The following is a 19,630-nucleotide window of genomic DNA, read 5'->3' on the forward strand; positions in this document are numbered from 1 at the left end:
GCCGCGTTGTGCAAATATAAGAAGTTACAGGTTTCACACGATAACTTATCCTTCTATTTCCCGCTGAAACGGTACCGTCCTTACAAAAGGACGGCAAAGGCGTTTCCACTTGTGCATGTCCGTAAATAATAGATGGAACATGGGGAATCATGCTATACTTGCCTCAGTATTTTGACATCCTGAGGCGGAGGCGATTGCCATGAATTGTGTTGACTGCGCTGACATAGACCCGATTGAAGATGAAGGGGAGCTGAAGCTGCGCCCCTATTCTGTTCCGCTTGCCGCTGCGGTAAGGAATGCAGGATATGAAGTATTCGGGACAAGCAGGACCTGTATCATTCCCTACCGCTGCAAAGAAGAGTTGCTGGAGCTGTTAGGACAGCTGGAGGTATTCGAGCAGCAGCAGCAGATCTCCTTGTCCTTATGCATTAAGGGCAGAGGAGCCCGCATTTCTCTGGAGCGCTGGCTGACTCTGGATCAGCTGAAGGTCCGCTTTTCCAGCGGGAATCTGGTTTCGATTATTATGAGCCATGATTTCTGCAGCCACATGCAGCCGATTGTGAATTTCTCCGAAGAGATTATTGGCTTTGAACTGCTGCTGCGGCCACTGCCGCAAGGGAATCATTTTCAGCCGTATGAGTTGTTTGAGATTGCCCGGCGTACAGGCTTCCATTCCTTTCTTGACCGCGCAGCCAGGATTTCAGCCATTGAGACAAGTACAAGAATGCTGCCGAAGGGCATCAAGCGGTTCATTAACTTCCTGCCCTCCTCTATTTATAATCCCAAGTATTGTCTCACGCATACGTTCGAGACGATTCAGCGGCTGGATCAGAATCCGGAGGATTATGTATTTGAAGTGGTGGAAACGGAAAAAATAAACGATATGCCGCATCTCCGCGCCATTTTTGCCGAATACCGCCAGCAGGGTATGCTGGTTGCGCTGGATGATGTCGGAGCGGGGTATTCGACTGTAGAAGTGATGTCCAGCCTGCAGCCCGATTATGTCAAAATCGACCGTGATTTGATCAGCTTCTGCGATCAGAATAAGGACAAGCAGAACGTTCTGCGGGATATTATCTCCCGGGCAGGGGATTTCGGTGCAAAGGTGCTCGCCGAGGGAATCGAGCGCCGGGAGGAGTTTCTCTTCTGCCGTGACCTCGGCATGGATCTGGGGCAGGGGTATCTCTTCGGGAAGCCGGAAGAGAAGCCGCCGGCACATTTCGGATTCAGTGCCTGAATCAGCAAGATCCATTCTCCCCGGAGCGCAGCCTTGAACACTGCCTGTTTCCGGGGATTTGTTATGTTATTTGAAGGAGAGAGGGGAGAAGCTCTGCATGGGTGTTACAGTACTATATGTAGAAGATGACCGTGAGATTGGCAACGCAGTATCTGCGGATCTGCGGGAACGGGAGTATGCTGTCCGCTGGCTGGAGAGCGGAGAAGGCGCACTGGAAGCAGCTGAGGGCTGCCAGCTGGTGATACTGGATGTGATGCTGCCGGGACTTGACGGGTTCACCGTCGGTCAACGGCTGAAGCGGGCCTATCCGGAGACGCCGATCCTGATGCTCTCTGCACGCACCTCCATTGACGATAAGCTACAAGGACTGGATTTCGCCGATGATTATCTGACCAAGCCGTTTCATCCCGATGAGCTGGCGGCCAGAATGGAGGTCCTGTTAAGAAGAAGCGGCACTGCTGCACCTGCTCCCATGATGCTTAAGCATCTGGTGGTCAGGCCGGGCAGCAGTGTGGTTATGGAAGCTGCGAGCGGGCGGGAGATTATGCTTACAGGCAAGCAGTTCCAGATCTTCTCTTACCTGCTGCGGCATCTTGGGCAGGTTCTGACCAAGGAGCAGATCTATGAAGCGGTCTGGGGAGAGAGTTATATTGAAGGCGACAAGACACTTATGGTACATATCCGTTATCTGCGCGAGAAGCTGGAGCTTGATCCGGCTGCGCCGGAGATTATTGAGACGGTCAGGGGTATCGGTTACCGGGTGAGAGGATGAAGAGGGCGGGGCGTTTCCAATCTCTGCGCCGTTCCCTGCTCTTCCGGTATCTGCTCATTCTTTTGGCCGCGTTGTTGTTTATCCCCGTTATCGTTCCATTGACTGTTATGCTGTACAGTATCTTTGGCGGACTCACCCATGAAGCGCCTCCCAAGGAGTATGCGCTGTATTCCAGTGTCGATAAGCTGGAGATCATGTGGCATGAGGAAGCGCGCAGGCTCCTTGACCAGCCGCCTAAGGGTATCACTCAGCGGCTCCGGACACTCAGTGAAACCTACCATCTGGCCAGAATATTCTGGGTAGATAACGAGGGCAGAACACAGCTGGTTACAGAGCCCTCGGGTCCTCAGCTGCTGCAGGATGGACAGGCGGCACGGGATATCCCTGCTTATTGGGACGCCGCCGAGGCAATATCCTTCATGAAGGACAGCATGGCGCTTAAACCACTGGCGATTGTTGCTTTTGTAGGGGATCAGGCTGAAGCCGGAGAAGGCTTCATGGTCATGCAGATTCCGGAAGAAATCAGGAATGGGAAATATGCCCCAGGGCTGGATAGGTGGTATTCGATTACGATGCTGGTATTCTTGATCGTCTTCGTCGTCAGCTCCTGGTTCTTCTTTATTATGATCCGCAGAAGACTGCTGCGGCTGCAGACCGCTATGGTTTTTACCGGACGTGAAGGTCTTCCTAAGGCGGTTATTCCGGGCAAGCCTGATGAAATCGGGCGGCTTGAAGAGGCATTCAATACGATGGTGACAGAGCTTGCCGCCAGCCGCTCCAGAGAGACGGAAGAAGAGGGCCTGCGTAAGCGCCTGGTTGCCGACCTGTCACATGATCTGCGGACTCCGCTCACCGTGATCCGCAGCCACCTGCATGTGCTGGGCAAGGAGGATTTATCGGCTCGCGGCCAGGAATCCCTTGAGCTGATGGATCAGCGGATCGAGAGTCTCGGAGGGCTGATTGACAATCTGCTGGCCTATAATCTGCTGAACAGCGGACGGATGACGCTCCAGCTGGAGCAGAAGGATGTGCTTAGACTGCTGCGTGAGAGCGCTGCGGCCTGGTACCCGCTCTGGGAGAAGGAGGGGTATCAGATTGAGATTGATCTGGAGGCAGCGCCGCTCTACTGGAATGTTGATGTCAGCTGGTTCCGCAGGGTGCTTGATAATCTGTTCCAGAATATACTGCGTCATGCGCGCAGCGGCCTATATGTAGGCATTTTTACAGAGATCCGCGGCGGTATCCGTGTCCTTGTAATCTCGGACCATGGCGGCGGCCTGGACGGGAGTACCGATTCCAAAGGGGCGGGCCTTGGCCTGTCCATTGTTGATCTGCTGCTGAAGCGGATGGAGCTGGAATGGAGTATGGAGAGTACGGGGCAGGGCACCGAGATTACAATCTGGAAGCGGCTGCCGGACCGGAAAATTTAAACAAAATTTAAACTTGCTGCTTCCGCGCTTTTAACCTTGGGACGTTATGCTGAATACCGAGGTGAAGAGAATGAAGGATACAGTAATAGAAACAAGAGCTCTGCTTAAGGAATACCGTGGCCGTGCGGCCGTGAAGGAACTGAATCTGAATATCAGACAAGGGGAAATCTATGGATTCCTCGGTCCGAACGGCGCCGGCAAAACAACAACGATCCGTATGCTGCTGGGTCTGATTAAGCCGACCTCCGGCAGTATCGAAATTTTTGGCCGGGAGCTGCGCCGGAACAAACTGCAAATCCTGCGCAAAGTAGGCTCTCTGGTGGAGTCCCCTTCCTATTACGGGCATCTGAGTGCCCTGGACAACCTGGAGGCAATCCGCCGGATTCTGGATGTGCCGAAGCCGCGCATTGCCGAGGTGCTGGATATTGTCTCGCTTACCGGGGAAGAGAAACGGCCGGTCAAAGGCTTCTCGCTGGGCATGAAGCAGCGGCTGGGCATTGCCGCTGCGCTGCTCGGCAGTCCGGAGCTGCTGATTCTGGATGAACCGACCAACGGGCTGGACCCGTCGGGCATTCAGGAAATCCGCTCACTGATTAAGCGGCTGCCGGAAGAGCAGGGAATTACGGTCCTGGTATCCAGCCATCTGCTGAGCGAAATCGAGCAAATGGCCGGAACCGTCGGCATTATCCGTGAGGGGCAGATGGTCTATCAGGATACGATTGCCCATCTGCAGGAGCAGGCGGCAGGCAATCTGAGCCTGGCGGTATCAGAGCCGGAGGCTGCCCTGGTGACTGCACTGCGGCGCGGGTGCGGCGGTGAGCTGCAGGAGGGAAGGCTGATCCTGCCCCGGATGAGTGATGCCAGAGTATCGCTCCTGGTCAAAGAGCTGGTCGAGGACGGCCATGCGGTCTACAGAGTGGAAGAGCACAGACAATCGCTGGAGGAATTCTTCCTGCAGGTGGTGGGGGGAGGGCAATCATGATGTGGCGTGCGCTGTCGGCGGACTGGCTCAAGATCCGCGGCAAAGGCTTATGGTTCCTGGTGTTCCTCGGACCGGTCGGCCTGATTGCCATGCAGGGAGTGAATTTCGGGCTCCGCTATGATTATCTGCGGGAACAATACCAGGCGGATTTGTGGGGAGGCCTGCTTCGCAATGTCTCCGATTTCGTACCGGTAGCCTTGTATCTCGGCGGGACACTGGTCTGCTCGCTGATTGCAAATATCGAGCATCAGACGAGTTCGTGGAAGCAGCTGCTGGCGTTGCCTGTCTCGCGTACGGCTGTGTTCATGTCCAAGCTGCTGATCTGCCTGATGCTGCTTGTGGTGTCTTGTCTCCTGCTGTCGGCAGGGACCGTCTTCCTGGGTCTGCTGCTCGGATTCAGTATGCAGCCCATTCCTTATACGGATGTCCTGCGGATAGGATTTGCTTCTTACGCAGCGGCTATGCCTGTCATTGTGCTGCAGCTGTGGCTGTCCTTGTCCAGCCGTAACCAGACGCTTCCTGTATCTCTGGGTATGACATTGTCGCTGCTCAGCCTGTTCTCGGTATTCCTCTCCGAGTGGATTCCGTTATCCTGGCCTTCCCTGGCCTGGAATGCTAAGCACCCTTGGTTATTCAGCGGAGCAGGCCTGCTCCTTGGAGTCATAGTGCTGCTGCCGGGAGCCCTGCATTTCGCCCGAAAGGATGTGGCCTGAAGATGAGACCATTCTTGCGGATTATGTCTGCGGAGCGGCTGAAGATGTCGGGGTCCTGGGTCTGGCTGCTGGTGCTGATCAGCCCGCTGATCGCTTTGGCCGTCGGGGCTGTCGCAGACCGGCAGCCGGACGGGGTATTCACCTGGCAGGTGTTGCTCAGTGCCATGTCGGTTATTCACGCCATGTTATTCCTTCCGGTGCTCTCGGGCATCTTTGCGGCTCTGATCTGCCGTAATGAGCATAGTGACGGCGGCTGGAAGCTGCTGCTTGCCTTGCCGGTTAGACGGACCTCGGTATACCTGGCCAAATATACAATGGTTATGGCGCTCCTGGCTGCTGTGCAGCTGTTGTTTCTTGCAGCTCTGCTAGGGATGGGATTGTACCGCGGTGCAGAAGGAGCGATTCCCTGGGAACTGTTGCTGACCAGCCTGTTCGGCGGCTGGTTCGCCTGCCTGCCGCTGGCTGCGCTGCAGCTGGCCGTATCCCAGGGCTGGAGCAGCTTTGGCGCTCCGCTTGCACTGAATGTCTGCTTCACCATCCCCAATATCCTGATCGCGAACTCAGCAACATACGGGCCGTATTATCCATGGGTGCAGCCGATGCTTGCCATGTCGCCTTTCGGGGAGGACCGGTTCGGCGCGTTCAACCTGCCTGTGGAGAGCCTGATGATTGTAGTGTCCGGGAGCCTGGCGTTATTCCTGGGAGCGGGTTTGTTCTTCTTTTGGCGTAAAGCGGTATAAAGCCCGGGTTATTGCGGAGTAGGATATAATATTTGTGCGTGTGAGTATGCTGATATTTCTAACTTATAGTTTGCTTTGCTTATACCAGTTATGTGCTGTCTCTCCTGTTCTACATTTCTCTCCATGGACATTGACCGCAGTTTTTTCTATAATTAATCGTAGAAGTAACTATTAACGCCCAGTGTAGCCGGATAAGCATATGGAGGAGGGCGAGAGCATGGAGCCAGCGGCACTTGAAGAATGCGACAACACATGCAATGGTTCCGAGCTGGAACCGGAATCTATGGCATTGATCCTGCCTGACCGCGGGACTACAGACAAGATGGCGGAGATGTTCAAGGCACTCGGCGATCCGACCAGAGTACGGCTCATTTACGCTTTATCCCAACAAGAGTTATGTGTGCATGACTTGTCGTCGATCCTGGATATGGGACAGTCCGCTGTTTCCCACCAGCTCCGTTACTTGCGCAATTTGCGGATTGTGAAACGCCGCAAGGAAGGCAAGACTGTATTTTACTCGCTGAATGATGCACATGTGGAGCAGATCTTCCTGCAGACCCATGAGCATATCCGGCATGAATAGATGACCCTGAACATGAACAAGGGAATGTCCCGGCAGCTGTGAATAGGCTGTTCGGGGACATTCCCTTTTTGTATTACGGGGTGAATGAATTAACTGGTTCGAGCTAAAATCCTGTACGAAATACAACATTCCGCTCAGTAAAACGGCGCTAATTGAAAATTGTTGTACATAATGCAGGATTCTTCCTCTTCCAGGCGGATTAGCAGGAATATTCTTGCATTTCATACAACATTCCTCCCCTACACCCTGGTATCTATGAACCCAAGTTGCAATACGTACAACAATTATGCCTTGTCCGGCAAAAGCCTCCCAATTACACAGGAAGCTCCCAATGCTTCAAGGAAGAATTCTCAATCTGCAGGGTAGTGTGGTGAATGCCGAATTTGTCTTCCACAACCTTAAGTGCCTGCTGCAGCACCTGCTGGTGGTCAGTATGATCCCCGATCAGCAGATGGCCGCTGAGTGCATCCAGTCCGGAGGTAATCGTCCAGATATGCAGATCATGCACATCAGTGACCCCTTCGATTCCCAGCAATGTTTCCTGCACATCACGTATATTCACCGTGAGCGGAGTACCTTCCATAAGAATATGAAAGGCCTGTCTGATAACGCCCCAGGCGCTGCGCAGGATGAGAAGGGCAACCAGCACGCTGATGATAGGATCTGCGACGTACCAGGAGAACAGATTCATGATAAGGCCGGCAATCAGGGCGCCGACGGAGCCGAGGGCATCGCCCATAATATGCAGATAAGCGCTCCGGATATTGATGTTGTCTTTAGCTTCGCTCTTGCGCATCAGCGACCAGGCGCTGATGAGATTGGCCAGCAGTCCGACAGCGGCAATCACCATCATGGTTCCGCTGGCAACAGCCGGAGGCGAGAAGAAGCGCTGGTACGCCTCCCACATAATAAAGCCGGCGATAACAAACAGTGTCACCCCGTTGAACAAGGCTGCCATAATCTCAAACCGGAAGAACCCGTAGGAGTTCTTCGATGACGGCGGCTTCGCGGCAATAATCATCGCAACCAGACTCAGTGCCAGCGAGGCGGTATCGCTAAGCATATGCCCGGAGTCAGATAACAGGGCCAGACTGCCGGTGACAAGGCCGCCGAAGAATTCGAGAAACATAATGCCGCCGGTGATAATTAAGGCGATCAGCAGACCTTTCTTATTATCCGGTGCATGAGAATGAGAGTGTGAGTGTGAGTGTGAGTGTGAATGGGAATGATCCGCAGCCTTGTGCCCGTTGTGCGGGTCTTTGCCGTTCCAATGCTCGCTGTGCTGATGCCCGTTGTGCAGGTCTCCGCCGTTCTCATGCTCACTGTGCTGATGTCCATTGTGCAGCTGTCCGCCATTTCCATGCTCACTGTGCTGATGCTGCTCTGATTGATCTGAGTAGTTTGAGTGGGTTGAATGCCCCGAATGCCCCGCATCCTTACCATCAGGTGCCCCATTCTGCGTTGTCGTGCCGGAATTTTTAGAATGATTCATGGGTAAAACCTCTTTTCAGTTAACATATGAATGATTGCTCATATGTTAATATTATGACGGCTGAAGGTAATTTACAAGGGTTTGCAGCAAGTTTATTTTCGTTTCAGAGCTAGTTGTCGCAATAAATCCCTATCGCTTCAATTACAGGTATGCCGCATCTTCTCCAATTCAAGCTATATAAGTTTTATTTAACGTTGTTTGAATTGTTATTTTTCATGAAAAAGCCAAAAACTATGCGCGAGGTGCATTGACACTGTAAGTTTCAGGGGAATATAATATGTGTAAGTTAACATATGAACAAATACTCATATATAGGTTTTACCAAGGGAGATGAGTCATTTGAATACGGTACAAGGTAATGTGAAGCGTAAATGGGTACTCGAGGGTCTGGACTGCGCGAATTGCGCCATGAAGATTGAGAATAAGGTCAAGAAGATCGAAGGGGTATCTTCCTGTTCCGTGAACTTTGCGATGAAGACCATGACGCTGGAGACCGCTGCTTCTGCTGCAGAAGAAGTAGCTGAACAGGCGCAGCATACTGTCACTGCACTTGAACCGCATGTGAAGCTGCGTGAAGTCACCGCTTCGCGGGCGGTCAAGAAGCCGCTGGCTGCTGGCAGCCCAGGCCAGGTACGCCGCGTAGCTACTCAGGGTCAAGAGCATGACCATCCGGGCGGAGAGCCGCATAGTCATGCCCAGGATGACATACACGGTCATGCCCATGCGGCTGCGGAGCATACCCATAGTCATCCCTCTGCCGCTGAGCACGGTCATGACCACAGTCACGGCCACAGCCATGAGCACGGGGAAGGCGGTACGCGCAGAATCCTGCTGCGTTTGGCCGGTGGAGCCGTTCTGGCTGCTGCCGGGATGTTCCTCCCGGTCAGTGGAATCGCGGAACTGTTAATCTTCCTGGCAGCGTATCTTATCGTGGGCGGTGAGGTAGTCTGGTCTGCCGCGCGGAATATTATCCGCGGCCAGGTGTTTGATGAGAATTTCCTGATGGCGCTGGCGACCATCGGGGCTTTTGCCATCGGAGAGTATCCGGAAGGCGTTGCGGTTATGCTCTTCTATCAGGTAGGTGAGCTGTTCCAGGGGATGGCGGTGAACCGTTCACGCCGTTCGATTACAGCGCTGATGGATATCCGGCCGGAATTTGCCTACTTGAAGGAAGGCGGTAATCTGCGCAAGGTCTCGCCGGAAGAGGTAGCAGTTGGAGACAGCATCGTGGTTAAGCCGGGCGAGAAGGTACCGCTGGATGGCATCATTCTGGAAGGCAGCGCGATGATGGATACCTCGGCGCTGACCGGTGAATCCGTACCCCGGTCAACCCAGCCGGGCAGCCAGGTGCTGAGCGGATTCATTAACCGCAATGGTGTGGTTACCATTGAGGTGACCAAGGATTTCGGCGAATCGGCAGTCTCGCAGATTCTGGAGCTGGTGCAGAATGCGACCAATAATAAAGCGAAGACAGAGAACTTCATCACGAAATTCGCCCGTGCCTATACGCCGGTAGTAGTGATAACAGCCCTGCTGCTGGCGGTGGTTCCACCGCTGGTACTCAGCGGAGCCACGTTCTCGGACTGGATATACCGTGCGCTCGTCTTTCTTGTTATTTCTTGTCCCTGTGCGCTTGTGGTATCGATCCCGCTCGGATTCTTCGGCGGTATCGGGGCCGCTTCGCGGAGCGGGATTCTGGTCAAGGGCAGCAATTTCCTGGAAGCATTAAATGATGTGAAGGTTGTTGTATTTGATAAGACGGGAACCTTGACCAAAGGGCAATTCAGCGTGACCGGGAATTATCCGGCGGAAGGATTCACCCCGCAGGAATTGCTGCGGATTGCCGCTTATGCCGAGAGCCATTCCAGTCATCCGATTGCCGAATCGATCCGCTCTGCTTACGGGGAGGTAATCCCTGGAGAAGCCATCACGGACTATAATGAAATTTCCGGCCACGGCATTGCTGTCACAGTCGAAGGCAAGGCAGTACTCGCCGGGAATGCAAGGCTGATGGAACGGGAGGGGATTGCAAGCCCTATCCCGCAGCAGAGCGGCACAGTGGTTCATATTGCTGTCGATAAGCAGTATGCAGGTTATATCGTTATTGCGGATGAAGTGAAAGAGGATGCACAGCGGGCCATCCAGGAGCTGAGCGCGCTGGGAATCCGCAAGACCGTCATGCTGACCGGCGATGCTGCATCTGTAGCCGAGTCCGTCGGCAGACAGCTGGGCATTCAGGAGATTCATGCGGAGCTGCTGCCCGGAGATAAGGTCGAAGCGATTGAACGGCTGGAGCGGGAGAAGGGACCGAAGGAGAAGATTATTTTTGTCGGAGACGGGATTAATGATACTCCGGTGCTGGCTAGAGCCGATGTCGGGATCGCCATGGGCGGACTTGGCTCCGATGCGGCCATTGAAGCGGCAGACATTGTAATAATGACGGATGAACCCTCGAAGATTGCCGCCGCTATCGGCATTGCCAAGCGCACGCGGACCATTGTGTGGCAGAATATTATTTTTGCGCTAGGGGTCAAGGCCGTCTTCCTGCTGCTGGGAGCGTTCGGAATTGCCACCATGTGGGAGGCCGTATTCTCCGATGTCGGGGTAACCGTGCTTGCCGTGCTCAACAGTATGCGTGCATTGCAGCCTCCGAAATCAGGATAATGCTCAGCTGCCATATTTATAAATTCACTACTATTGCCGGATTCTGATTTATAAATTACGAAATAATTATGAAAAAATAAGTCATCATGATCCTAAATTTTGGGTCCTGAGGCTTATTTTTTATTGGATGTATAATGTTTTTTGTCTATTTATGCCGATATATCATTATATATTTACAGCATATGGAAGATTACAACGGTTTTCTGGGGGGACATTCGGTGAAGAAGGCAGGCTTGTGGTCAAAAATGAAAATGAATGCAAACAATGGAAAAACTGGTTCTCTGCAGAAAAAGTGGTCGTTGGTCATTTTAGCAGTGGCCATTGTACCTCTGCTGGGAGCGACCCTCTTTTTCATGCAATACTTTGGGGGCGTGACCCGGGCGGACAGTGAGGAGCTGGCTGAGAGTATCCTGGAGATGAATACTACACGGATCGATGAATGGATAAACTCCAAAACATCTGCGGTACAGGAACTGATGGCCATGCATCCTGAATTCGACACTGCACAGCCGGCCACTATATTCCCGGTAGTCAAGGTGCTGGAAGACAGCGACAGACAGTCCGAAGGCTACAGTGTCATTAATAAGGAAGGGATATTGTCGAATTCCCTTAATCTTACCGCCGATGTCAGCGGAGAGGCGTATTTCCAGGAAGCCAAGACGAGCCATGCACCGGCTGTAGCCGATATGTCTTTTTTGGAGCAGCTGAATAAAAATATCATTCCGGTCTTCGTTCCGGCAGTGGACAAAGACAATCAATTCGCCGGAGGCATCGCCTTCTCGGTAACACCTGATATTCTGACGGAGATGAGCAAGAACATCCATGTAGCCGAAACCGGTTATGGATATGTGATTTCAGGACAAGGTAATTATTATACCTCTTCGGATCCGGACCGGATCGGGAAGAACATTGCGGACTATGCCGGAACGCCGGAAATGAAGGAAGCCTACAAGAATATACTGGCAAACGACAAGGGTTCGGAGACCTACAAGGGCGAAGACGGGAAGCAGGTCATCACCTATTTCCGTACGATCCCCAGCACAGACTGGAAGCTGCTGATCAGCGTTCCAAAGAGTGAGATTACAGCCAAAGTAACTTCGGCCCAGACCATCTCCCTGATATTCGTTGTTATAGTTATGCTCGTTGTTATCGGTATTTCCCTATATCTTACCCGCTTGATTGTGAAGCCGATAGTAGCGATCTCCGGTGTAATGAGACGGGTGGCAGAGGGTCATCTGAGTGATCGGGTGGCAGTGCGTTCCGGGGATGAGATTGGCCAGATGAGCCAGAGCATCAATGATATGATTGCAAGCCTGGCCGGAATTGTCGGCAAAATCGATGCTACAGTCGCCCAAGTGGCTGTCTCTGGAGAAGGTGTGCTGAAGTATGCCAATCAGACCTCCAATACTTCGGCGGAGATCGAGACCGTGGTCCAGGAAGTAGCAAGGGGCATGGAGGAGCAATTCAGAGGTTCGGAGCAGGCGGCAAGAGCCACAGAAGAGATGGCTATCGGACTGCAGAGAATTGCCGAATCCTCGGTCAGTGTATCAGATCAGGCGGAAACGGTCAGTACCGAGGTAGAGAACGGTTATCTGGAGATCCAGGCTACACTTGAGCAGATGACAGTAATCAGCACTACTGCGGGGAAGACTTCAGAGCTGATCAACAACCTGACCGGTCAATCAGAGCAGATTGGACAGATCGTGGATGTGATCTCGGAAATCTCCAATCAGACGGGGTTATTATCGCTTAATGCTTCTATTGAAGCTGCCAGAGCAGGCGAGCACGGGCGCGGCTTCGGAGTTGTAGCGAACGAAGTGAAGAAGCTGGCTGAGCGCACGGGCGGAGCCATCGTGAACATTGTTGAACTGATCCGCCAGATTCAAGAATCCACCAAGAATGCTGCGGTCTCTATGGAGAAGAGCGTAGTTGAAATCGGTGACGGTATGGGGAAAATGAAAAATGTGGGCGAATCGTTCAACCATATCCGTTCTTCCATCCGCGAGGTTTCCTTGCAGATTCAGGATGTATCTGCCATCAACGAGCAAATGTCGGCCGGGACGGAAGAGATTACGGCTTCCATCTCTGATATGCTGATCATTGCCAGGGATTCTGCGGAAAGTGCCGAGATGGTTGCAGAGGCTTCAACTGAACAGCGGAATCTGATGGGTAAGGTTGTAACCTCGGCTGAATCTCTAAATGGGCTGATGTCCGAATTGCGGAGCGAGATTGAGAAGTTCCATTAAGGGCTGGTTGCAATAAAAAAACACCCCTCTGCCGCACGGGTTACCGTGTGTGAAGCAGAGGGGTGTTTGCTGTTTAATGAATCAATCCGCAGACGCAAGGTCAGGCTTACAGCTTTTCTTCCAGCTGCAGACTCTCAATTCCGCCGCGGATAATGCTGCATGAGGCTGCGAATTTCGCCATTTCAGCATCGCTGAGGTTCAGCTCCAGCAGTTCCTGGATACCGCCGCTGCCAATAATGGCCGGTGCACCTGCGCAGACGCCGCTTTGCCCGTACTCGCCGTCCAGAATCGCCGAAACGGCGATGATTTTGTGCTCATCATTCAGAATGGAGCGCGTGATGTAGGCCAGTGCACTGCCGATCCCGAAATGCGTGGAGCCTTTGCGGGTGAAGATCTCCCAGCCGGCATCCTTCGTCTTGCGGGCGATATCCTCAAGGTCCAGGCTGCTGAAACGCTCGCGGTGCTGTTCCATGATCTGCAGAAGCGGCTTGCCGCCGATCGTTACATGAGACCAGGCCACGAACTGGGATTCCCCGTGCTCGCCGAGTGCGTATCCGTTGACGCTGCGCGGATCGATGGTGAATACCTCGGACAGCAGCGTCTTCAGGCGGGAAGAATCAATCGAGGTACCGGTGCCGATGATCCGGTGCCGCGGCAGGCCGGATATTTTCCATACCATATAGGTGACAATATCAACGGGGTTTGCGGCTACGACAAAGATACCGTCGAAACCTCCAGCCATAATTTCGGTAACAATCTCCCTGGTAATAACAGCGGCGGCATCCAGCACATCCAGCCGGGTCTGCCCTGGTTTGGGATTGGCGCCTGCCGTCAGAATGACGACATCCATCCCGGCGCAATCGCTGGAGGTGCCTGCGTACACCTTAGTACGTGTTCCGGTGAAATCCATGCAGTGCGAGAGGTCAAGCGCTTGTGCCATGGCACGGTCGTAGGTGCGGTCGATCATCATGATCTCATCGCAGATGGCCTGATTAACCATGGAGTAGGCGCAGCTGGAACCTACCATACCAGAGCCGACGATTGCCACTTTTCTCGATTTACTTTTCAATTGCCTTGTCCCCACTCTCTAGAAGTATGCTTTTATTCTAACTGATCTTATCGGAAGTTACCTGACATGAAGTTGAAAAAGTCATGCGTCGCCTGCCCGTTTTTCGACACAATTGACATCGGAGGTTAGAAATATGGCGGTCCAGCCTTATACTGCTTCACTGCTATAATTATTATGTGATCCGGGCTGTTAAGAACCATGCAGAAAGCCCGGCGCCTATTAAATATGAAAGGGGATGTCCCAAGCAGTCATGATCATGGCTGTTTGGGACACCCCCTGTTTGTGAATATAAGGATGTATAAGTGTCATTCCACGAAACATCCTTATACTTCCCGCTGAAACGTGACCGCTCTTTGAACAAGACGGCAAAGCCGTTTCCACCCTGCTGTCCAGGATGTATGTATCCTGCTTACCCTCTGGTCTGTGGTATTTGGGCCTCTGCAGGCAGCATCCGGGTGTAGTGCTTATACATGAACACTCTCCAGTGGAGAATCATGCCAAAGGCCAGAATAAAGAATAATCCGCCGGATTGCGGGACGGATACATATTGATTGATAAACTCATGGAGAAGGGTGCGGATCAGCAGCAGTCCAAGCAGAATGAAGGCGAAGCTCTTGGAGCGCTGGGCATAAATCTGTCCTTCCCGTTCCTCGAACCGGGTGCTGCGCATTAGCGGATAGGCGAAGATAAACCAGCCGACCAGGAAAGCTGCAACAGCCCACCACCAGGGAAATCTGACTTCCGGGACTACAAACATGGCGAATCCGGTGGACATGCCAAGCGGCGGAATCCATATTTTGCGGACGGTTACCGGACGGGCACTAGCCTTCAGGCGGATAAAAATAACCATCAGCGCCATGAACACGGCTCCCAGCGTGGAGCCCACATGCAGAAGTGAGGGGTTGATATTGCCCATGATTCACTTTCCTCTCTGTGATTTGGGTCACTTATTTCTTCATTATAGCAGAAAAAAGATCCAATTCAGAATGGATCACCGGCCGTGGTGAAGGCGGCCCCTGGATGGCCCACACAGCAAACCCGCCAGGGTTAACCCTGGCGGGTTTGCTTGATAAGTGTATTTCAGCAGCTTCAGCTATGAATGCTGCCATAGGGCTTAAGAACGGCTACGTCCGCCAACCGAACGCAGGATCAGGCTGACGATGAAGATCAGAACTACGGCACCAATCAATGAAGGGAAGACATAGTAGTCGCTGATCTTAGGTCCCCAGCTTCCCAGCAGCATGCCGCCGAGCCATGAACCCAGAATACCGGCGATAATGTTGCCGATAATGCCACCCGGAATATCTCTGCCCATAATCAGGCCAGCCAGCCAACCAATCACGCCACCAACAATCAACATCCATAATAAACTCATTATTCTTCAGCTCCTTTGTGTTTGTTATCTTCGATGGTTACTATTAACCTTCTGCAAGACGTTTAAACCAAGTGTCAAATATTGCTTGCACACTTAGAATTAGTATTCTATTGTATCCATATTTATGCTGTTTAAGCCTGGTAATGTCTTGGGTACATAAACATGTTATAGTAAATTTTGCGGAGATCAGCTGAGTGAAAACACCGCTGTGCAGGTTATATATTTGTACACTATACAATAAAGGAGCCGTTGCCATGCACCAGCCTAATGAAGTGTTGTTCTATATCGGAACCTATAGTAGTGAGAAGGAAGAAGCCATCCTGTTGGGGGCGCTGGATAAGGAAACGGGCGAAATGAGAATTATGGGCGGCACCCGCGGAATTGTGAATCCCTCCTATCTGGCTGTAAATGCAGCGGGAACCGTATTATATGCGGTAAGTGAACAGGATGAAGGCCAGGTGCACGCCTACGCCATTGAATCCGGCAGCAAAGCGCTGCGCCCGCTGGGCAGCAGAGCTACCGGAGGCGGTGCGCCGTGTTATGTTTCCGTGGCTCCGCAAGGAGATTACATATTCGTATCTAATTATACGGGAGGAAATGTGAATGTATTCCCGCTGAACAGTGACGGCTCGCTGCAGGACATGTCCTCCCAGGTTAAGCATGAAGGTTCAGGAATCCGTGCAGACCGTCAGGATGCGCCTCATCCGCATTCCGTTATTCCCGATAAAACCGGGGATCATGTGCTGGTCTGCGATCTCGGACTGGATCAGATTGTGTTCTACCGCGTGGAGGAGGGCAAGCTGGTCACCCACCGCGAAGTGGATCTGCCGCCGGGCTCGGGGCCGCGTCATCTGGCTGTACATCCTTCACGGCAATGGATCTATCTGGTGAATGAATTGAATAATACGGTTACCGTATTTGCGGATGACGAGCAGCAGGGCAACCTCAAGATCCTGCAGAATGTCAGCTCGCTTCCTGAGCATTACACGGCCGGAAGTGATGATACAGCGGCGGATATTCACGTCTCCCCATGCGGAAGATACCTGTACGTATCGAACCGGGGACATGACAGCATCGCCCTGTTCCATATTGATAATGCGACAGGTCTGCTGGAAGCGGAGGATTGGGTCATCTCCGGCGGCCGGACACCGCGGAATTTCGCCATTATCAGCGGCATGCTGCTCGCTGCTAACCAGAACAGCGGCAATATCGTATCCTTCAGGATCGACAGTGAGAGCGGCCGGCTGATTCCTACAGGTAATGAACTGGAGATTCCGTCTCCGGTCTGTGTAGTGGCTGTTTGATAGAGCGGATTACGCCGCCATCTGTGGATCTAAGTTGTAATTCATACAACATTTAAGCCAATGGACTTATCTATAGAAAGTGGGCTTAAGAATAAGAATAAGGATTTGCCTTTTCCGGGTTCACGCCAAAAGAACGTCCCTCTGCCCGCTGGCAGTCTGGGACGTTCTTCGTTTGGGCTCATTATATACCCTTGTGGCACAAGTCACACGGAACAGTAATTTTATCATCTGAGCATGCTCTTTACTGCATCCCCAGCTGGTCATCCCGCTCATAGAAGCCGATGTCATCCAGCATAATCTTGTCATCTTCCCCTTGCAGGTAGAAGGTGATTTCGGTCAGCTTGTCCGGATCAAGCGCTGGCTCTTCTTCAAGGAACAGCTCAAAGGGCAGCTCATAGGTCTGGAAGACGGCTTCCGAGCGGTCGCCGAACTTGCCGTCGCTGATCCGCTCCTCCAGCCATGGGCTGATCGTGAATTCGGTCTGGGGCAATGGCAGAATCTCCATTACCTCATCCAGGGGCAGCCGTGCCGTGACCTCATTGCTGTCGGTCAGCTCCACCTCCACATCGGGGGAGAGAGCGCCCGCAGAGGGTGCAGCCGCATCCTCTGCGTCATCAGCGCCGGAATTAAGGTTAGCCAAGGAGAAGGCTAAGCCCTCTGCGGCGGAAGCGGCAAGATTACGGGTGAGTGATTCACTAAGCTTAATCTTGTAGGAGGCTTCAACCGCATCCGCACCAGCATCCGCATCACCAGCTCCAGCCTGGTTCTGAGCGGTGCTGCCGCGCTCCAGCAGAATACCGTATGAAGGTTTATTCTTGGACTCGCGGTCCTTGGCTGCTTCTTCGCTCCAGGTGAGGCCTTCAGCAGTGGCAGTGCCGCCCTTCACCGTATTTCTTTTGCGGTCTTCCTCGTAGTTCGCTACCGTAAGGTAAGTCCCGCTCTGGAACCGGTTATAATAGGCGGTATCCGGCAGCCACTGCGCACCGCTGCGGTAATCACGGAACAATTGCTGATATTCCTTCTTCCCGTGCAGCGTAGTCTCCAGAAATGCAGAGACATAGATCTTGGCAATCTGCCGCTGGTCACCACCATCCATTATATCTGTACGTTTCAGGAACAGCCCCGTCGGCAGTGCCTGGTCAAACAGCCCCCAGTCTGTGTTGAACTGGCTGTGATTGGCATCGGCAATGTAGAGCGAGCTTTTGAAAGCCGGAGTGCTGCCGGTGTAGGAAGCACGCATATACTGCCGGTCCCCGTAGAAGTCATGCACATCGCCGTCACGGGCGCCCTGCAGCGTCAGATAGTTCACATCCACCAGACTGGCCTGTTTGCTGTCAATGGCTTTATCCGTAGGAGCCAGCGCAATAACGGAAGTGATGTTGAACTGCTTCGTTGCCGCCAGTGCCGGATCACCGGTGAACCAGCGCGAGGCATCCGCAGCCATGGCTACAGCCTGACCGCCGCGGCTATGGCCCAGCAATGCAGTCTGGTCATAATCGACCTTCTGATAGAAGGGTGTGCCGGATTGCTCCGCGAAGCTTGCGATCTGCTGCAGATGCTTCAGAATCATCCAGGTCCGCACCTGGAAGTCATTATCCGGAATGCCGGACCACGCAGAATAATTCAGGAAGTTCTCATCCAGCGAGACGGCGATAAATCCCCGGCTGGCCAGCAGTTCCCCGAGATAGGCGTATCCGCCCTCGGAATAATCCTCCATCATATGGTTGCCATGCACCATAAGCACGAGGGGATAAGGCCCGTCACCGTCAGGCATCCAGACCCGGGCATTCAGAGGAAGCGCTCCGGGATCGAATCCCCAGAATAAGGTACGCAGCGCAGGCCATGATTTGATGAATTCCGTAGCATCCACAGAAGCAGAGAGGAGCGCGGCATCCGCGCCATACTCTGTACGGTGCAGGTCCTGGCCGCTCCCATAGGTGAAGCTGTGGAACGTATAGTCCCCCGGCTGTCCGGGATCAGCCGCCGCCGCAGGAAGAACCTCTCCATCCGCAGCCAATGTCTTAACCGATGGGGAGGGAGCAGGGCTGCTTCCCGTCCCATAGGCCAATGCCAAGGGGGTCAGGACAAGAACCGCTGCCAGAAGCCCGCCGGTGAGGGTTCTCCGCGTCCGCAGCAGACCGGCTGCAAGACCTCCCAGCCCCCCGGCCACAGCTGTGATACCAGCGATGGCTGCTGCAGCCTCAAGCTCCAGATCGGCGTAATACAGAATAAGCAGCACGGCGCTCAGTGCACTGAGCCAAGAGCCCGTGAACAGCCGCGGAATGCGCAGTCCGGTTAATGAGAGCAGTAGAGCCAGCAGGTTGCCGGCCAGCGCCATTACAAGGGTTCCCGCACCGGCAGCCAGTATAATATCCGCTGCGCTCCCAAGCCCTGTAGGAATGCCCATAACCGCTATAGTAAAGGCCAGAATGCATAGAATCCAAGGACCGCAGAGTGCAATCCTCCATAATGCTGTATCATACCGGTACGTTTCTAAGCTGCGTCTTCCCATTTCCCTGAGTATGCGCCTGTGCAGGCGTGGTCCCTGCGGTGCGGGTACATACTCCAAATCCATTCCCATAATAGTTTCCCCCGACAATTTGTGGCAAATAGAGGCTGCAGAAATCCGGCAGAACTCATCTCTAGTAATTCAACTTATATCTAGTAATTCGACCTATAAGATGTAGCAATAATATTACTTTAAGACATCAATAACAAGTGGGTCTTACAGGAACGGCCGCCACTTGCTGCCGCCGGGCGGAATAGAGCCATCTTTCATCCAAATTGAAAAAAAGGTTTGACAGCGCGCAGGGCATTCAGTATTATGTCTGTATAACCTACTAAATGGGTAGGAATAATCAAATAAGTTCTTACCGTACAGACGGAGGAACGCCTGCTTCAGGCTCGCAGATACGCGTCCATAGGACCGGTTTGACCAGCCGCAAGTGGGCTTTCCTGCGTCTTTTTTTGACGGAAATCCAACCAACAAGAAATTCACAATGATAATGCAATTACAAGAACAT

The 19,630-nt window shown here is 53.0% G+C and carries 15 protein-coding genes; 10 read left to right on the top strand and 5 right to left on the bottom strand.

Annotation, left to right across the window (positions count from 1 at the left end; translation table 11 throughout):
- Nucleotides 1-199: 199 nt before the first annotated feature.
- From P40081_RS02390 to P40081_RS02420, 7 genes are all read left to right on the top strand, one after another.
- Nucleotides 200-1,237 (top strand): EAL domain-containing protein, encoded by a 1,038-nt coding sequence (locus P40081_RS02390; protein ID WP_042133064.1) that lies wholly within the window; start codon nt 200-202, stop codon nt 1,235-1,237.
- Nucleotides 1,238-1,334: 97 nt separating this feature from the next.
- Nucleotides 1,335-2,009: a response regulator transcription factor gene (locus P40081_RS02395; protein WP_042133066.1), complete on the top strand. Its 675-nt coding sequence runs from the start codon at nt 1,335-1,337 to the stop codon at nt 2,007-2,009.
- The gene (locus P40081_RS02400; RefSeq protein WP_042133068.1) at nt 2,006-3,439 is read left to right on the top strand and encodes a sensor histidine kinase; all 1,434 of its coding nucleotides are present in this window, start codon (nt 2,006-2,008) and stop codon (nt 3,437-3,439) included. The genes P40081_RS02395 and P40081_RS02400 overlap by 4 nt, the downstream gene beginning before the upstream one ends.
- A 70-nt stretch (nt 3,440-3,509) precedes the next feature.
- A complete protein-coding gene (locus P40081_RS02405; RefSeq protein ID WP_042133070.1) occupies nt 3,510-4,421 on the top strand; it encodes an ABC transporter ATP-binding protein in 912 nt (303 codons plus the stop codon).
- Nucleotides 4,418-5,134: an ABC transporter permease gene (locus P40081_RS02410; protein WP_042133072.1), complete on the top strand. Its 717-nt coding sequence runs from the start codon at nt 4,418-4,420 to the stop codon at nt 5,132-5,134. The genes P40081_RS02405 and P40081_RS02410 overlap by 4 nt, the downstream gene beginning before the upstream one ends.
- Before the next feature lie 2 nt (nt 5,135-5,136).
- Nucleotides 5,137-5,874: an ABC transporter permease gene (locus P40081_RS02415; RefSeq protein WP_042133074.1), complete on the top strand. Its 738-nt coding sequence runs from the start codon at nt 5,137-5,139 to the stop codon at nt 5,872-5,874.
- Between the two features lie 217 nt (nt 5,875-6,091).
- Nucleotides 6,092-6,457, top strand: a complete 366-nt coding sequence (locus P40081_RS02420; RefSeq protein ID WP_039299548.1) for an ArsR/SmtB family transcription factor — start codon at nt 6,092-6,094, stop codon at nt 6,455-6,457.
- Nucleotides 6,458-6,770: 313 nt separating this feature from the next.
- Here the strand turns inward: P40081_RS02420 and P40081_RS02425 are convergent, their stop codons facing one another.
- The gene (locus P40081_RS02425) at nt 6,771-7,757 is read right to left on the bottom strand and encodes a cation diffusion facilitator family transporter (protein WP_042140685.1); all 987 of its coding nucleotides are present in this window, start codon (nt 7,755-7,757) and stop codon (nt 6,771-6,773) included.
- A gap of 531 nt (nt 7,758-8,288) precedes the next feature.
- Between P40081_RS02425 and P40081_RS02430 the strand changes: the two genes are divergently transcribed.
- Together P40081_RS02430 and P40081_RS02435 are read left to right on the top strand one after the other, a co-directional pair.
- Complete coding sequence (locus tag P40081_RS02430) at nt 8,289-10,613, top strand: heavy metal translocating P-type ATPase (protein ID WP_042133076.1); 2,325 nt, start codon at nt 8,289-8,291, stop codon at nt 10,611-10,613.
- A gap of 353 nt (nt 10,614-10,966) precedes the next feature.
- Nucleotides 10,967-12,859: a methyl-accepting chemotaxis protein gene (locus P40081_RS02435; protein WP_231575270.1), complete on the top strand. Its 1,893-nt coding sequence runs from the start codon at nt 10,967-10,969 to the stop codon at nt 12,857-12,859.
- A 106-nt stretch (nt 12,860-12,965) separates the two neighbouring features.
- On the opposite strand, the gene P40081_RS02440 is transcribed toward P40081_RS02435, so the two are convergent.
- The 3 genes from P40081_RS02440 to P40081_RS02450 all read right to left on the bottom strand — a co-directional run bounded on the left by P40081_RS02440 (nt 12,966) and on the right by P40081_RS02450 (nt 15,303).
- Complete coding sequence (locus P40081_RS02440) at nt 12,966-13,928, bottom strand: L-lactate dehydrogenase (RefSeq protein ID WP_042133078.1); 963 nt, start codon at nt 13,926-13,928, stop codon at nt 12,966-12,968.
- 409 nt (nt 13,929-14,337) lie between these two features.
- Complete coding sequence (locus tag P40081_RS02445; RefSeq protein WP_042133080.1) at nt 14,338-14,844, bottom strand: CcdC family protein; 507 nt, start codon at nt 14,842-14,844, stop codon at nt 14,338-14,340.
- Between the two features lie 198 nt (nt 14,845-15,042).
- Nucleotides 15,043-15,303 (bottom strand): GlsB/YeaQ/YmgE family stress response membrane protein, encoded by a 261-nt coding sequence (locus P40081_RS02450; RefSeq protein WP_036732764.1) that lies wholly within the window; start codon nt 15,301-15,303, stop codon nt 15,043-15,045.
- Nucleotides 15,304-15,557: 254 nt separating this feature from the next.
- On the opposite strand from P40081_RS02450, the gene P40081_RS02455 reads away from it, so the two are divergent.
- Nucleotides 15,558-16,607: a lactonase family protein gene (locus tag P40081_RS02455; protein ID WP_042133084.1), complete on the top strand. Its 1,050-nt coding sequence runs from the start codon at nt 15,558-15,560 to the stop codon at nt 16,605-16,607.
- A gap of 241 nt (nt 16,608-16,848) precedes the next feature.
- Here P40081_RS02455 and P40081_RS02460 read toward each other — a convergent pair whose 3' ends face one another.
- On the bottom strand, nt 16,849-19,188 hold the full coding sequence (locus P40081_RS02460; protein WP_042133086.1) for an alpha/beta hydrolase: 2,340 nt from the start codon (nt 19,186-19,188) through the stop codon (nt 16,849-16,851).
- Between the last annotated feature and the right edge of the window lie 442 nt (nt 19,189-19,630).

Origin of the sequence: Paenibacillus sp. FSL P4-0081, from assembly GCF_000758565.1 — a bacterium.
Classification (GTDB): Bacteria; Bacillota; Bacilli; order Paenibacillales; family Paenibacillaceae; genus Paenibacillus_AQ; species Paenibacillus_AQ phytohabitans.